This window comes from Bartonella vaga, from assembly GCF_037070895.1.
In the GTDB taxonomy this organism is placed as follows: domain Bacteria; phylum Pseudomonadota; class Alphaproteobacteria; order Rhizobiales; family Rhizobiaceae; genus Bartonella.
In genome coordinates, this window is the sequence record NZ_JAYMZK010000001.1 from 414,880 (window position 1) to 430,418 (window position 15,539).

A 15,539-nucleotide genomic window follows, 5' to 3' on the forward strand; every position below is an offset into this window, starting at 1 on the left:
TCCTTGCATGTGTCTTCTGGGGGTGGGGACAGTGTTGGTGCAAGAAAGGAAAAAAAATGAATTTGGAGAAATACAGCGAACGGTTGCAAGGTTTTTTACAAACAGCACAAAACAACGCTCTCTCTTCTGATCATCAGCAGTTTGTGCCTGAGCATTTTCTTAAAGTGTTGTTAGAGGATTCCCAAGGATTGGCGGCTTCGTTGATCCAAAAATCTGGCGGCGATCTCTCTCTTATTAAACAAAAACTCACAGAAGAACTCAACGCTTTGCCAAAAGTGCAAGGCGGTAATGGGCAACTCTATTTGTCACAGCCATTAGCAAAAGTTTTCTCTATGGCAGAAGATCTTGCACAAAAAGCCGGTGATCAGTTTGTAACCGTGGAACGTGTATTGCAAGCGCTTATCATGGAAAAAACTGCAAAAACAGCCGATATTTTAACAAAAGCAGGCGTGACCCCGCAAGCGCTTAATCAAGCTATTAATGATTTGCGTAAAGGAAAAAAAGCGATGAGCCCCCACGCCGAAAGCCAATATGATGCTTTGCAAAAATATGCTCGCGATCTGACAAAAGATGCACGTGAGGGAAAACTGGATCCTGTTATTGGGCGTGAAGAAGAAATTCGCCGAACCGTCCAAGTTCTTTCACGACGTACTAAAAATAATCCCGTTCTTATTGGTGAACCCGGAGTTGGGAAAACTGCAATTGTTGAAGGGTTGGCGCTGCGCATTGTTAATGGCGATGTACCAGAAGCCTTGCGTGATAAACAGCTTTATGCTCTGGATATGGGGGCGCTTATCGCTGGGGCAAAATATCGCGGTGAATTCGAAGAACGCCTCAAAGCTGTGCTTGCTGAGGTGCAATCCGAAACCGGCCAGGTTATTCTGTTTATTGATGAATTGCACAATCTTGTTGGAGCTGGGAAATCCGATGGCCCGATGGATGCTTCCAACTTATTAAAACCCGCTCTTGCACGTGGAGAACTCCATTGTGTCGGAGCAACGACGCTCGATGAATATCGCAAATATGTCGAAAAAGATGCTGCACTCGCACGCCGCTTCCAACCTGTTTTTATTTCTGAGCCAACGCTTGAGGATACAATCTCTATTTTGCGTGGGATCAAAGAAAAATATGAACAACATCATAAAGTGCGTTTGGCAGATAGTGCTCTGATCACTGCGGCCCGGCTGTCTAACCGCTATATTACCGATCGTTTTTTGCCTGATAAAGCTATTGATCTTATCGATGAAGCTGCGGCCCGGCTGCGTATGCAAGTCGATTCAAAACCAGAAGAACTCGATGCTCTTGATCGACGCATCTTGCAGTTGAAAATTGAACGCGAAGCTTTGAAAACAGAAGTGGATTCAGCAGCGAAAGAGCGCTTAAAAAATCTACAGAAAGAACTGGAAACGTTGGAACAACAATCTTCCGAAATGACGTCCGCTTGGCAGGCCGAAAAACAAAAATTAGGGCATGCAGCCGATTTGAAAAAACAACTTGAAGAAGCACGCAATGCTTTGGCTATTGCTCAACGCAATGGACAATTCCAAAAAGCTGGAGAACTCGCTTATAGTGTCATCCCGCAGCTCGAAAAACAATTGGATATGGCAGAAAGTGATGATCAAAAAAATCATCTCGTCGAAGAAACTGTAACTGCTGAACACGTTGCCCAGATCATTTCACGGTGGACCGGAATTCCTGTTGATCGTATGCTCGAGGCAGAGAGAGAAGCGCTCTTGCGTATGGAAGACGAAATTGGCAAGCGTGTTGTTGGACAAGATGAAGCCGTTCAGTCCGTGTCACGTGCTGTACGACGCGCGCGTGCGGGGTTGCAAGATCCAAATCGCCCTATAGGCTCTTTTATGTTCTTAGGCCCGACAGGTGTTGGGAAAACCGAATTAACCAAAGCTCTCGCTGCTTTTCTCTTTCAAGACTCTAACGCAATGCTGCGTATTGATATGTCGGAATATATGGAAAAGCATGCCGGTGCGCGTTTGATTGGCGCACCGCCTGGATATGTCGGATATGAGGAAGGCGGGGTGTTGACCGAAGCTGTGCGGCGAAGGCCTTATCAGGTTATTTTGTTCGATGAAATTGAAAAAGCTCATCCCGATATTTTTAATCTCTTGTTGCAGGTTCTTGATGAGGGACGCTTGACAGATGGTCAAGGACGAACTGTTGATTTTCGAAATACTTTGCTAATTATGACCTCAAATCTTGGAGCAGAATTTTTAACCGCGTTGCCTGAAGGGCAAATAACCGATCAGGCCAAAAATGACGTCATGGATGTCGTAAAAGCTGCTTTCCGCCCAGAGTTTCTTAATCGTATTGATGAGATTATCCTCTTTCAGAGATTACAACGGAACCATATGGAAGCAATCGTTGATATTCAGATCCAACATTTGCAAGATTTGCTCAATGAACGCAAAATAACTTTGAATATCAAGCCAGAAGTACGAAAGTTCCTCGCTCAAAAAGGCTATGATCCCCTTTACGGAGCGCGGCCTCTCAAACGCATTATCCAAAAAGAAATTCAAGATCCTCTTGCAGAAAAGATCTTGTGTGGAGAAGTCCAGGATGAATCAACTGTGACAATTGAAAAAGAAGGCGATCAGTTAGTTTTTTTGTCTCGTAATTGAGAAAATGTTCATCATATTTTAGAAAAATAATCATGAAAACATAAAATAAAGTTGACAAGGTACATCTAAATATGTATCATTATGAAACAATAGGTATTTTGTACTTTTTCATAGTGAATGCAATTGAATTTGTGGGAAAGTCCCATTACGTAGAGTAAATTCTCTGTGCATGAAGCATAGCCTGTTTCTACAAATTTTTAGAATCTGTGATTCTTTGCAGTTTGCAGTTTGCAGTTTCTGAAAAAATAAGTTTTGTAGTTTCAATTATGTGCGGTTAGCAATTATAAATTTATAATTCCTTGAACTTTATTGGGTCGTAGAGTGGACTTTTGTGTAATCAATAAGTTTTCATGTGTCCTATAAGAGAGATATCTAAGGAATGTATTTTTCTGGAAAGAAGATGGTTTGGGTTGTCTTTGTATGGTAATCCATTGGAGGCAACGCTTTTCTCGATAACCAAGCAGGAATGTGGGGGGCGTAAGTATAATTCTTCTCTCGTTTTTATCGAGGATTATACTTTTATTCTGCATCAGATGCTTCAGATGCTTCACTTTCTATAGTGCCGTTATTCTTTTTATCTTCTATTGCTATTTTCCTTTTTATGCATCCTTTGTTGGTGTTTTGAGGCAGTCTTGTTTTTTCTTTGGAGGATAAGAGGACTAACATTATGCGGGGGGGGACCTGTGATAAAAAGGCACAAAGGCTTTTGCTTAATTATCCGGAAAAGGATTACAAAAAATACGATGTGTCATCATGCATAGATTACATAAGTCGTCCTATATGTCTTGATCTCTGATCAAAAAGTTCTTTTGTTCTTGAAATTTTATTGCTGATTTTCATGCTATTTTTATGTCGTGGGATCAGTTCCTATTTTTTTGAAGGAACATGATGATGGCGGATAAACCTTGTCTTCCTTTACGCCGAAGAGGGCGGCCAAAAGGTGCTGTAAATAAAACAACAAAGCGCTTTAATGAGGCTCTTCTTACAGCTGCTGAGCAAGCAGGATATCATTATGGTGAAGATGGATTGGTGTCTTATCTTCAATATCATGCACTTAATAATCCTGTACCTTTTTTTTCGCTTCTTGCAAAAGTCTTGCCTCTACAGGTTACTGGAGAAGCAGGATGTGATGTTAAAACAATTTCACGGGTTGAGATTGTGCCGGTAAATTCAAAGAATGTGGTTTCTGTAGATCGTGAGGTCTAAAATTGTGATGTTTGAGGATTAATGACAACTGCGCAAATTGCTCTCATCCCAAAGCTTGTTCCTGTTTTTACCGGAAAAGCTGATGTGCGTGCCGCTTGGGGAGGTCGGGGATCTGGAAAAACACGTTCCTTTGCTTTGATGTCTGCAGTGATTGGATATCGGCATGGAATGGCTGGAGAACGGGGTATTATTCTCTGTGCACGACAATTTCAAAATTCACTTAATGAAAGCTCGTTGGAAGAAATTAAACGGGCGATTGAAGCTTATCCTTTTCTCCAAGGCTATTATGAAATAGGTGATAAATATATCAAGTCAAAAGATGGACGTATAGTCTATGTTTTCGCTGGTCTTGATCGCAATATAACGAGTATTAAATCGATGGGGCGCGTTTTCCTCTGCTGGGTTGATGAAGCAGAACCTGTTACCGAGACCGCTTGGCAAACTCTCATTCCCACTTTGCGCGAAGAAGGAAAAGATTGGAATGCCGAATTATGGGTGACATGGAACCCTTGCCGTGAAAATGCTCCCGTGGAAAAACGTTTCCGAAATGTGAATAATCCCAATATAAAAGGGGTTGAAATTAATTGGCGCGATAATCCTAAATTTCCCGAAAAGCTCAATCGGGATCGTCAGGACGATTTGCAGCAAAGACCTGAGCAGTATAACCATATTTGGGAAGGTGGGTATCTTCAAACTGTTCAAGGCGCTTATTACCAAAAAGCACTTCTGGAAGCTGAACAGGAAGGACGCATAACTACTGTTCCCCGTGATCCTCTGATTCAAGTCCGAATCTTTTGGGATATTGGTGGAACAGGAGCGAAAGCCGATGCTACAGCTTTGTGGGTAGCTCAATTTATTGGACGGGAAATCCGTGTCCTTGATTATTATGAAGCTCAAGGACAGCCTCTTTCAGAGCATGTTGGGTGGGTGTTGCAAAGGGGATATGACAAGGCTCTTATGGTTCTGCCTCATGATGGAGCAACCAAAGATCGTGTCTATAATGTAAGTTTTGAAAGCGCCCTTCAACAAGCTGGCTTTCAAACAAAAGTTATTCCTAATCAAGGGATAGGTGCCGTTAAAATGCGCATCGAAGCCGTAAGGCGATTGTTTCCTGCCATATGGTTTAACCGTGAAACAACGCAGGCCGGACGAAAAGCGCTCGCGTGGTATCACGAAAAACGTGATGAACAGCGTAATATCGGATTGGGTGCTGAACATGATTGGGCAAGCCATGGCGCCGATAGTTTTGGACTCATGTGTGTGGCTTATGAACAGCCACATGCTCGACCCAAAAAACATGTTTATCGTTCTTCTTACCATTCTCAAACTTCATGGATGGCTTTTTAATGAATAGTTCTACAAATTCTTTTGATCAAATCGAAATGCTTGAACATCAAGCGCTCTTTAAAAAACTTGTCAACTGGTATCACGATGATATCACTCATGTTGAGCAATGGCGAAAAAATGCTCAAGAAGACTATGACTTTTATAACGGGCGGCAGTGGAATGAACAAGATCTCGCCGTGTTGCAAGAACAAAATAGACCAGTTATGACTTTTAACCGCATTGCTCCTTTGATCAATGCAGTGATCGGTGCAGAGCGCAATAATAAACGACAAGTGCAATTTATTCCACGCCAGGAAGGTGCGGCCTTTGCCAATCAGATCCTTACCGGAGCTGCTGAGTGGTTTCGTGACGAAGCCGATGGCGAGTATGAAGATTCTGATGCTTTTCAAGATGCTGTCATTTGTGGAATGGGCTGGACAGATACAAGACTTGATTATGAAGAAGACCCGCAAGGAAAACCAGTGATTGCACGATTAGATCCCATGAAGATGGTTTGGGATGCAAGTGCCGTGAAACCGAATCTGGTTGATGCACAACGTATCTGGTATGTCGATGAAAAACCTTTGACAGTTGCTCAAGAAATGTTCCCTCATGTCCATTGGAGCGATCTTAATGCGGATTGGGTAAAGCATCATACATTTTTACACAAAACCAGCGATGGTGATACGAAAAGCTATTACACAGACGGCGATGATATGGACAGTTATCAACGTCTCAAAATGGTCACACTGGTTGAGTGCCGCTGGTTTGAACGCGAAGTTGTTTATAAAGTCCTCGATCCCCAAAGCGGAAAGTTTATCGATTATTCGGAGCAGGATTTCCAAAATTTGAGAAAAGATTTTCCTTTTCTTCAAGCAACAAGGTTAACTAAAAAAGTTGTTAAACGGGCTTTTTTGGGTAGAAAATTGCTAGAAAAACCTGATAAACCCTTGGTACCGCAAAATCAATTGGGATGGGAATGTATTACTGGAACTTTTGATAAGTTTAGTCGGCAATTTTACGGTATTGTTAAGCCAGCAAAAGATCCGCAACGTTGGGCAAATAAATATTTTAGTCAAATTATGCATTTGCTCAATAGCCAGTCAAAAGGCGGCATTATGGCAGAACGTGATGCTTTCGATGACGATCGCCAAGCCATGGAAAGTTGGGCTAGGGCAGATAGTATTACTTGGCTTAAAAGTGGAGCTGTTTCTGGTGGAAGAATCCAGCCTAAACCCATTGCTCAATTCCCCCAAGGCTTCTTTCAATTGTTTAATGAAGCAAAGAACGCTATCGAACAAGTAACTGGTTTGTCTTCCGAATTTATTGGAACAAGGGCGGTCAACCAACCTGGAATCCTTGAAGAACAACGTCGACAATCGTCACTTAATTTGTTGGCCTCCTTCTTTGATGGTTTGCGTCGGTATCGGCAAAGACAGGGAAAAATTATCCTCTATCTCATTCAAAACTATCTTTCCGATGGGCGATTGGTGCGTATTGCTGGTGATGAAAATGCGCAGTATGTTCCTTTGACACGTGAAATGATCACTAGTTTGGAATATGATATTGTGGTTGATGATGCTCCAACAAGCCTCAATGAAAAAGAACGGACATTCGCTATTATTATGCAATTGCTTCCTTTGATGCAAAGTTTCACAACTCCAGATATTATGCTCGACCTGTTACGTTATTCGCCTTTGCCGGCATCGCTTATCCAAAAAATTGCTATCAAAGCGCAAAAGCAGAGCCCTTTCCAAGAGCAAAGCAGTGCTCCATTGCACGATAGCAGTAATGCCGGAGTGGAGCAGATGGCGCAAACAATTTTACAGATGGCAAATGTGCAAAAATAAGCTGCTTTATTTGAAAAAATATATTTTTATGTCCAAAAAAGAGAAGGCAAACTATGGATCAAGAACACTTAACGCAAGCAGAACAAAGTCAATTACAACAGAGTGTTGTTCCAGAAGCTGAACGAAGAGAAGAAAGCAAAATTGGAGCGGGAGAAAAAGAAAAAATTTTTGAAGAAAACTTCCAAGGGAGTCAAAATGGACATCAACAACAGAGCACATTGCAAGAAGGCGTGCCATCACAAGATGCTCCAAAGGCGCTAAAGGGTGATGCTCCCCCAGATCCGCAAGAAGATTTTATGGGTTATATGCAATGGCTTGGAAAAACACTTCATAAACAGGAATTTTTGCACACCAAACAACAACAACCTTCCACTGTTCGTGAAGCAGAAAATTTGCACGCTTTTTATCAACAATCTGTAGCTACTATTAAACAAAAGCATTGTGATTTTGATAAAGCTGCCGATTTTATTTATGATATACGGGCTAAGCAGTTGGCTGCTTATGCTCCGCTCTATCCCGAAATGGCAGATCCAAAAGCCATTGATGCCGTGATCGGTAATGAACTGAAGCAGATTTTGCGCGATTGTGCACAAAGAAATCAAAATCCTGCTCAAGTGATTTACACTATTGCGGAAAAATTTGGCTACACAAACACTCAAAATGATATTGGTGAAAATTTACAGGAAAAGCACAATTCTGCACGCACACTTGCTGCCCATAACGGCTCGATTCCAAATGGGCCTATTTCTTTGGATATGCTCGACAAAATGTCGGAAGCAGAATTTAGTAATTGGATTACTGATTCCAAAAACAAAACCGCTTTTAACTGCTTAATGGGTGGAAGAGAACTTTAAAAGTAAGAACGCCAAGGAGCTTTTTAAGTGGGAAAATGCAATGAGGAGATTTTTCAAAGGGGGGCAGGCAAAAACTATCAACAAAGATCATATAAAATACCCAACAACTGATCCACCATTTGCAAACGAGAAATGTGGAATGTCAATAACCGGCGCCTTGCCGGTTTTTTTATGTCGATAACCTTAAGAGGATAAAATGGCCGTAACTTGTATAGGACTCAATGACCCAATGGCAGTACGCACATGGTCTAAACTACTGAACCAAGAAATATCAAAAGCAATCCCTATCGCACCGTTGATCGGAAGCGATTCAAATAGTATTGTACAATTAAAAGATGAAACGAATAAAGCGAGTGGTGATGCGGTTAGCTTTAATTTACGCGTACAGTTGTTCGGCGATGGGGTGAGTGAAGGGCAGGCGCTTGAAGGCAATGAAGAAGCCTTACAATTTCTCAACGATCGCTTGGCAATTAATGAACTTGTTCATGCTGTGCGTGTCAAAAATGAAGGCACAATTGATCAGCAACGTGTTCTACACGATTTGCGTACCGAAGCTAAAAATGGCCTGGTTGATTGGTATGCTGATCGTCTCAGTATGATGTTCTTCATTCAAGTTTGTGGATATACCGCAAAAACCATTAACTTTGAAGGACGTAGCATTACACTCAAACCTGTCCATTACGGGTTTAATGCACCAACAGCACCAACTGATAAACGCGTTGTGCGCCCCAATGGAAAAACAAAAGATGAAGAGTTGACAAAAGCTGATGTCTTCGATCTTAGTTTGATCGATAAAGCTGTTGAACGCGCTAAGCTTGCAAATCCAAAAATTAGACCAGTGCGTGTTAATGGGGAAAGTGTCTATGTGCTTTATCTGCATCCAACGCAGGTCACACAGTTACGAACCAATACAGATGCTGGACAGTGGCTCGACATTACAAAGGCGATCTATAGTGGAAGCCGGCTCAACAATCCACTCTATGATGGCTCTTTGGGCATGTATAATGGCGTCATTTTGCGCGAGGCTGAACACGTTACTGAAGGTGTCGAGTCTACTGTAACAAAAAAAGTGGTCTCAAATGTTCGTCGTGCTGTTTTACTGGGGGCACAAAGTGCTGTTATTGCTTTTGGAAAAGATCGTGGTGCTACCCGATATAAATTGGTGGAAGAGCTTTTCGACTATGAACGAGAGTTCGGTGTTGCAGCAAAAACCATTATTGGTATGAAAAAAACTTGCTTCAAATTGCCAGAAAGCACACAAGGAATGCAGGACTTTGGAACCATCGTGATCTCAACTTATGGAGCACCAGCCTAAAGGCTTTAGTGAAAGCTTTAAAACCCTTTTCCCCAACGAAACATTCTTGTTGGGGGAGAGATATGTAACATGCTTCATACATAAAGGATTATGACTGCTCATGATTGTTTTTCCTACTGAACACGATAATCTGAAAACTTCACACTTAAATAATTCTAAGACTTTTTCCTATATGGTCACGCTCATTCAAGATGAAATAGACGATACAACAGATGAATATTCTGTCCAAATTCAAGATTCAATTTTTACTGCTTTGCGGGTGTGTGAACGGGAACCTTGCTTCTTCAATGAAAAAAAAGAGGTGACGTTCAAAACACAAAGTGGAAAAATGTGGTATGGGCAAGAAGAGGGAATTTTTATTGAATCAGAAAGAGCTATTGAATCTGTCCTTTTAGGAACATGTGCTGCAACACAAAAAAAATTGTTGTTTAAATCTGTTAAAGAATTGCGACAAGAGTATAACTTACAGTCTGAGCAAGGAACGCCCCTCTTTTATAGCTATGTAGATAAAAAAATAGGAATTTTTCCAATATCTCAACAAGCTGAGACCGTGCGCCTTTCTTATTCTCTTGCCTTTTTTGGGGAAAGACGGATGATAAAGGATAGTGATCCTTGGTTGATTTATGCATTTGATCTCATTAAAGCACGTGCAAAATACGAGCTCTATAAAAATATCCTTAAAGATCCTGAATATGCCGCTGTTTCTTTTAGAGATTTTCAAGAACAGCTCCAAGCTTTGCGATTTGAAACATCGCGTCGAAAAGGCGCTTCAAATATTGTGCCAATGAGGTTTTAAATGGCTTTTTTCCCAGTTGCTGAATATCGACCTGATGTTGCTAACATTAATGGTCTCTTCACTGATGAAATCGTCAATGTGCTTCCGGCCGATGGATTTTATATGCCTATGCCCCGCTTTGAACCTTTTTCAAAGCCTTTTCCTGGCTCTATTTTAGGAGCTATTGCTATTAGAACAAAAAATGGTGTGTATATTATTGTCGGGACGGGACAAAAAATCTACTGCCTAAACAATATAACCTTGCAGTGGGATGATATCAGCCAAGAAGGAAAGTCCTATTCAGCAAATATTGATGCTCCATGGTCGTTTGCTTTGTTTGGTGATAATGTCATTGCTGTTAATGCTAATGATAAACCACAAGTGTTCAACTTTCATAAGGATAGCAAATTTAGAGATTTAGGGGGAAATCCACCACAAGCGGGAATCGTTCGTGTGTGGGGAGATTTCGTTTGCTTGATGAAATTGACAAAGTATCCAAGACGCATCCATTGGTCTGGGTTGAACGATGCCGAATTTTGGACTGTTGGAAAAAAAAGCTGCGATTATCAAGATTTTCCTGATGGGGGGGTTGTGCAAGGGGCAACGGAAACAACAAATCCTATTATCTTTATGCGTTCTGCAATCTATGCCGGTTCTTTTATTCCTGGGTCAAAGATTATTTTCAGTTTCCAAAAAATACACGATAAACGCGGTGCAAGAAACGCACACTCTATCGTTTCTCGAGATAATTTTGCCTTCTTTAACGATGAAGGTGGATTTTATCAGATCTCTGGTGAGGGACAGATTATACCAATTGGTTTTGAAAAAGTAGACCGAACAATGTCGGAAAAATCTAATTTTGATAATCTGCCCACTTTGTTTTCTGCTATCGATGGGGTTTTTAATCGCGTTTATTGGGTGATTGATTCTGATCGGAAAGACAAAAAGCGCACCTTGCTTATTTATGATTGGGGATTACAAAAATGGACAAAAGCTGTTGTAGACATCGAAATGATTCTACCCATTTTCTCGTCTGGAGCTACGTTAGAAGCACTTGATGGGGTTACACCGAACATTGATGATTTACCCTTGTCTCTCGACAGTAAAATTTGGAACAATGAATCTCCTATTCTCGGCGCATTTGATAATCAGGGAAGGCTTGGCTCGTTTTCTGGTTCCCCTATGGCCTGTGAGATTACCTCACAGGAGATGGGACAGACAAATGGTCTGGTAACTCGAATAAAAAATATTATGCCTCAAGTGAATAGTGGACAGTTTTACGTGTCTGTGGGAATACGTTTTCGTCAATCACTTGAAGAGAAAACGGTTTGGTTGCCGGAAAAAAGGCCTTCTCATAATACGGGGCAAATTCATTCTCGTGCAAGGGCACGGTTTTATCGCTTTAAATTGCGGATTCCTGAAGGAATGAATTGGTCTCATATAGCTGGATTCGACGTGGAGTTGAAGCCCGCTGGCATGCGTTAGCCTTGCCCTTACTACCCCTTATAATAACGTGCCTTACTAATCAAGGAGTAAGGCGATGGTAAGCGTCTCATTTAAAGCAGTGCGTTAAGCATGTTGCATAAATGAGCAGTAGGTTTTTATGCTGCATAATTGGTCATAGGGTTCTATTTGAACAGAAAGTCAAAAGAGCAAAAATCATGGCACTGCAACACGACAGTCAAAGTTTTTATTCTGCCCATCTTACAGATCAATGGTCATGGGAAAAAATAGCACGCTATCAAGGTACTCTAAATGCCGCATTGAAGAAATATGCTAAGCGCTTTCCTGATGATGTTTGTCTAGCGACAATTGCCGAAGAACTCGCTACTGGAAAAGCACAATTGTGGCTTATCTTGAAAAATAAAACCCAATTTAGCGCTTTTGCGATTACCAAAGTTGAAATAACCCTTACGGGAAAAAAACGCGTCGTCCTTTCAGATCTTGCTGGAGAGGGAGGACTGAAATTGGTCAAATTGATCAATAAGGTTGAAGAATGGGCGCAAACAATCAATGCTGAGGAAATTCAGATGTGTGGAAGGGTTGGATGGGCTGAAACACTTGCGCATCATGGATATTCTCGTAATCTTATTCATTATAGAAAGGTTCTTGCTTCATGAGTAGAAAAGTAACACCTCAAGTGCAAACAACGACACAAACAAATGCACCACCTGCGTGGGCCGCAGATATCTTTAAAAATGCTAGTTCTCAAGCACTTGACCTGTACAATAAAGGTGTTGGCGGAAATGTTTATCAAGGTGAGCGCGTCGCTGGTCTTAGCAATATGACAAAAAATGCTCTCACTGGTTTAGAACAGGCTACAGGTCAATATAATAATCCAGCATTGACTCAGTGGTTTAATGAACCAACCCAAAGTGCTAAAAATCTTTTAAATATGGCTCAAGGAAACCAGATTGGAAGCAATAGTAAATTTAATGCTGCGTTGCAAAATGCGCTCAACAAAACCTCTGATGCCATTAATCAATCTATGTCTGGGGCTGGGCGATATGGATCTGGTGCTCATACCGGAGTGCTTGCTGATGAGCTGGGAGCATTAGCAACAAATGCCACCGCACAGCAATATAATCAAGATATTAATAATATGATGCATGCTAATCAGATAATTGATGGATCTTTGCGTGATCAGATTAATGCTGCCAACACTTACTTTCAGGGACAAAGTAATGCGCAAAGTAATGCTTTGAAAGGCGGTATGATCCAAGATGCAAATCGTCAAAATGTCTTAGATGCTGAACGCCAAAAATGGACAGAACAAGATAATAAAGCATGGAACCAATTAGAACGCTTATTACAAGTAGGAACACAAGCGGCTGGAAATTATGGAACGGAAACACAAAAATCTACGACAATGCCTTCCACTGTAAAAGATCCGCTGCGCGATGCACAGAAAGTGCTCGGATTGTTGGGAGGAATTTTAGGACTTTCTGATGTGAGAGCTAAAGAAAATATTGTTCCCGTGGGCAAAAAAAATGGTTATCCGCTTTATACCTTTAATTATAAAGGAGATCCGCAACGCTATCGTGGCGTTCTTGCTCAGGAAGTGCTGCAGTTGAAGCCAGATGCTGTGTATATCAATGAAAAAACAAAATTATTGCATGTCGATTATGACAAGATTGGTTTGAAAATGGAGAAAATTCCAGCCCGTAAAAATAAAATCGCTGCTTTATTTTCTTCTCTCTTGACCCACCTGCCTTTTTTAAAAACAGGATGTGTTCTATAAGTGCGGCCTGTGATTGTTTGCTTATATCGTTTGAAAATGCTTGCATCGATAAGATTATAATGGGGTAAAAGGATAATTTCAAAGCTTGGTTAATCATCGTGTGAGAACGATGATGCATTATACCAAAGAATATTTATGTGATATATTGGTACATACAGTTTATGCTCTGTGAGGAGAAGAATGCAATATTTATGGGTTTAACACCCATTTTTGTGTCGAGGCGTTTATGAGTGGCATAGTTGTGTGTTTCAAATTACAAAAGTGAATAGAGAAAAAACAAATGTCATCTTAAACTAATTGCCTGAACGACCGAGGTATAAAGTAAATGTAGGTTATACAGTGCTTTTAAGGGGTAGGAAAGTTCAAGGAATGGTCTTTATGGGCTTATCTCTAATTGGTGACATGGCTGTAAAAATCTTAAAGATCAGTTTTAAACCAAGCATTAAAATACTTCCTAAAGCTTTCCTATTTTTTTCCGTAAATAAAAGTTTTTCGCTTCGCTTTATTGATATTTTGCTACGGAAAAAGCACCTACTGCTCGGCCGTTATGTGATAAAATCCTATTCTCATATATAGCATGTTCGCTGTTCTTTGTGAAACATAAGGAAAAGGAGATAAGCACGTAAGATACAATGCTCAAGATTTTTGTGGGATAGATAAGAAAAGAGATTGATAAAGGATACTGCCTAGGAAATAGAGAAGAAAAGTCTTTATAGTCTATATCCATTAAGAAAAGACAGATGTTTTGCGGTTATATGGGTAAAATTAGTATTGTGAATTGCCGAGAAGTAGATAAACTTTATGGGGAGATTTTTGAAGCACTGCTTCTGTACATGCCAGATAATTTCCTAGCTGTTATAGGGGGGTATGAAAATAAAGCCATTTTGTAAAGATAGGCTATGATGAAACGTTTCCCGTTAATATTGCAGTTGTTTATGCTGTTAAAGCATGAAAATTGAAGCTCTTATTAGAGCTAAAACTGATCATCAGAAAAAAGCTCAGTTAAAATCACGGGGTGTATTAAACTTTTATGATAAACAGTCGATTTCAAAAAAGAAGGCAGCCTGAGTTTATTTATCCCTATATAGTGAAAGCGTCTACTGTTGCTGAGTGGAGTGAGGTCAGCTGCGGGTGGTATGTTTTTCCAATGTTGAGATGTATTTCTGCATCTTTTTGTCGTTTTTTCTATTGTTACATAGGAGAGGGTCAAGGAACCCGCTTTTTGTTAAGGGAACAAAAACTTGGCTGCTATAAGAAAAACTATTCAAGAAAAATGTTCGGCCAAGATTTTCAATGCAGGCTTTTTAATGTTGGTGGAGAAAAAAGTGCCCGGCTTTTTAAGAAGCCTTTGGGACTTCTTGACGTTTGTGATGATTAAGAGAATGCAGAATAATGCTATTATGACTCTAATCTGTGGGCGGTATATATTTTATAAATCTCGTGACTTTTGCAGCATCAAGTTTTTTCCAGCCAATTTACTTGAAAAGGATAATATTGGTATCGAACAGTCTATTTATGCAAAGAGAACGATTGATGGAATAGCGTAATAGTTGTCTTCCTGCTTTAGTTTCCAATCGTGAGAGCATTGTTTTCGTGAAAGAAAAAAGAGCTGCAATTTCAAGAAATTTCTTTGCTTAGGTCTTTTAGAATTTTTTTCAAAAGTTTTTCAATAAGTTTGTATTGTGCAAAAATTTGTCAGTGAAAATACACTGAAATCTGAAAATTTTGTTGTTTTATAGTTCATAACAAAGAGGGAATACAATGGCGTTTTTTCCATTTTCTATTGCTGATATTGATGATCCTGAACAGATTCGTGTGGTAATTTGTACCAACGGAAAAACGGGATATGTTCCTTTGAAAGTGTTGTTGAGACTAGCAGCTCAAGACATTAGTCGTTTCGATAAAGAACAAACCACAAACATAACTGAAATATCGCAGCGTGTTGATACTTTAGAACAACAGTTAGAACAATTCTCAAAGATCTTTAAAATTTCAAATAATTAAGCAAAATGCTAAATAATGTGATGCAGATAGCACAATCGCCGATTGATCATCTGGGTTTGCTGTTTATATTTCTCATTCTGCTGTCGGTAAAACTTGAGAAGTTCTAAAAAATACAAGGTGTGATACAGAAACACAAAAAATATGTATGAGATGTTTGGATCTTTACCGCGAAAATAAGTGTGTTATTTTCAATAAGGTGTATTTATTTCGAGTAAAAACTCATTTATATTATCTGTATTGGATTTTACTTTAACAAAGCCTTCAGAGTACTTTTGTATCCTTTTCATAAAAGTGGACACGAAGATCGTTCAATAACAGTTTTAAGTAACAAA

General features: G+C 40.2%; 12 protein-coding genes. All 12 read left to right on the top strand.

Annotated features, from left to right (window positions below; genetic code table 11):
- The first annotated feature begins 56 nt into the window (after positions 1-56).
- The 12 genes from clpB (at position 57) to WCP76_RS01855 (ending at position 15,207) form a co-directional block, all read left to right on the top strand.
- The gene (gene clpB / locus WCP76_RS01800) at positions 57-2,636 is read left to right on the top strand and encodes an ATP-dependent chaperone ClpB (protein ID WP_336293977.1); all 2,580 of its coding nucleotides are present in this window, start codon (positions 57-59) and stop codon (positions 2,634-2,636) included.
- Between the two features lie 891 nt (positions 2,637-3,527).
- Positions 3,528-3,842, top strand: a complete 315-nt coding sequence (locus tag WCP76_RS01805) for a hypothetical protein (protein ID WP_336293978.1) — start codon at positions 3,528-3,530, stop codon at positions 3,840-3,842.
- Between the two features lie 21 nt (positions 3,843-3,863).
- The gene (locus WCP76_RS01810; RefSeq protein WP_336293979.1) at positions 3,864-5,189 is read left to right on the top strand and encodes a PBSX family phage terminase large subunit; all 1,326 of its coding nucleotides are present in this window, start codon (positions 3,864-3,866) and stop codon (positions 5,187-5,189) included.
- On the top strand, positions 5,189-7,018 hold the full coding sequence (gene bgtI, locus WCP76_RS01815; protein ID WP_336293980.1) for a BaGTA-type gene transfer agent portal protein BgtI: 1,830 nt from the start codon (positions 5,189-5,191) through the stop codon (positions 7,016-7,018). Before WCP76_RS01810 ends, bgtI begins: the two co-directional genes overlap by 1 nt.
- A 53-nt stretch (positions 7,019-7,071) precedes the next feature.
- Positions 7,072-7,872 carry a hypothetical protein gene (locus WCP76_RS01820; RefSeq protein ID WP_336293981.1) on the top strand — a complete coding sequence of 267 codons (801 nt, stop codon included), beginning with the start codon at positions 7,072-7,074 and terminating at the stop codon, positions 7,870-7,872.
- A 196-nt stretch (positions 7,873-8,068) separates the two neighbouring features.
- Positions 8,069-9,187, top strand: a complete 1,119-nt coding sequence (bgtG, locus tag WCP76_RS01825; RefSeq protein WP_336293982.1) for a BaGTA-type gene transfer agent major capsid protein — start codon at positions 8,069-8,071, stop codon at positions 9,185-9,187.
- 100 nt (positions 9,188-9,287) lie between these two features.
- Positions 9,288-9,983, top strand: coding sequence for a hypothetical protein (locus tag WCP76_RS01830; protein ID WP_336293983.1), 696 nt, complete (start codon positions 9,288-9,290; stop codon positions 9,981-9,983).
- On the top strand, positions 9,984-11,447 hold the full coding sequence (gene bgtE / locus WCP76_RS01835) for a gene transfer agent protein BgtE (protein ID WP_336293984.1): 1,464 nt from the start codon (positions 9,984-9,986) through the stop codon (positions 11,445-11,447).
- Between the two features lie 176 nt (positions 11,448-11,623).
- The gene (locus WCP76_RS01840; protein WP_336293985.1) at positions 11,624-12,082 is read left to right on the top strand and encodes a hypothetical protein; all 459 of its coding nucleotides are present in this window, start codon (positions 11,624-11,626) and stop codon (positions 12,080-12,082) included.
- Positions 12,079-13,203, top strand: a complete 1,125-nt coding sequence (gene bgtD, locus WCP76_RS01845) for a BaGTA-type gene transfer agent maturation protease BgtD (protein WP_336293986.1) — start codon at positions 12,079-12,081, stop codon at positions 13,201-13,203. Before WCP76_RS01840 ends, bgtD begins: the two co-directional genes overlap by 4 nt.
- Positions 13,204-14,444: 1,241 nt before the next feature.
- On the top strand, positions 14,445-14,750 hold the full coding sequence (locus WCP76_RS01850; RefSeq protein ID WP_336293987.1) for a hypothetical protein: 306 nt from the start codon (positions 14,445-14,447) through the stop codon (positions 14,748-14,750).
- A 214-nt stretch (positions 14,751-14,964) separates the two neighbouring features.
- The gene (locus WCP76_RS01855; protein ID WP_336293988.1) at positions 14,965-15,207 is read left to right on the top strand and encodes a hypothetical protein; all 243 of its coding nucleotides are present in this window, start codon (positions 14,965-14,967) and stop codon (positions 15,205-15,207) included.
- Positions 15,208-15,539 lie beyond the last annotated feature (332 nt).

Coding starts and splice junctions, on each gene's coding strand:
- clpB (WP_336293977.1), top strand. CDS start 57: ATGAATTTGGAGAAATACAGCGAACGGTTGCAAGGTTTTTTACAAACA.
- WCP76_RS01805 (WP_336293978.1), top strand. CDS start 3,528: ATGGCGGATAAACCTTGTCTTCCTTTACGCCGAAGAGGGCGGCCAAAA.
- WCP76_RS01810 (WP_336293979.1), top strand. CDS start 3,864: ATGACAACTGCGCAAATTGCTCTCATCCCAAAGCTTGTTCCTGTTTTT.
- bgtI (WP_336293980.1), top strand. CDS start 5,189: ATGAATAGTTCTACAAATTCTTTTGATCAAATCGAAATGCTTGAACAT.
- WCP76_RS01820 (WP_336293981.1), top strand. CDS start 7,072: ATGGATCAAGAACACTTAACGCAAGCAGAACAAAGTCAATTACAACAG.
- bgtG (WP_336293982.1), top strand. CDS start 8,069: ATGGCCGTAACTTGTATAGGACTCAATGACCCAATGGCAGTACGCACA.
- WCP76_RS01830 (WP_336293983.1), top strand. CDS start 9,288: ATGATTGTTTTTCCTACTGAACACGATAATCTGAAAACTTCACACTTA.
- bgtE (WP_336293984.1), top strand. CDS start 9,984: ATGGCTTTTTTCCCAGTTGCTGAATATCGACCTGATGTTGCTAACATT.
- WCP76_RS01840 (WP_336293985.1), top strand. CDS start 11,624: ATGGCACTGCAACACGACAGTCAAAGTTTTTATTCTGCCCATCTTACA.
- bgtD (WP_336293986.1), top strand. CDS start 12,079: ATGAGTAGAAAAGTAACACCTCAAGTGCAAACAACGACACAAACAAAT.
- WCP76_RS01855 (WP_336293988.1), top strand. CDS start 14,965: ATGGCGTTTTTTCCATTTTCTATTGCTGATATTGATGATCCTGAACAG.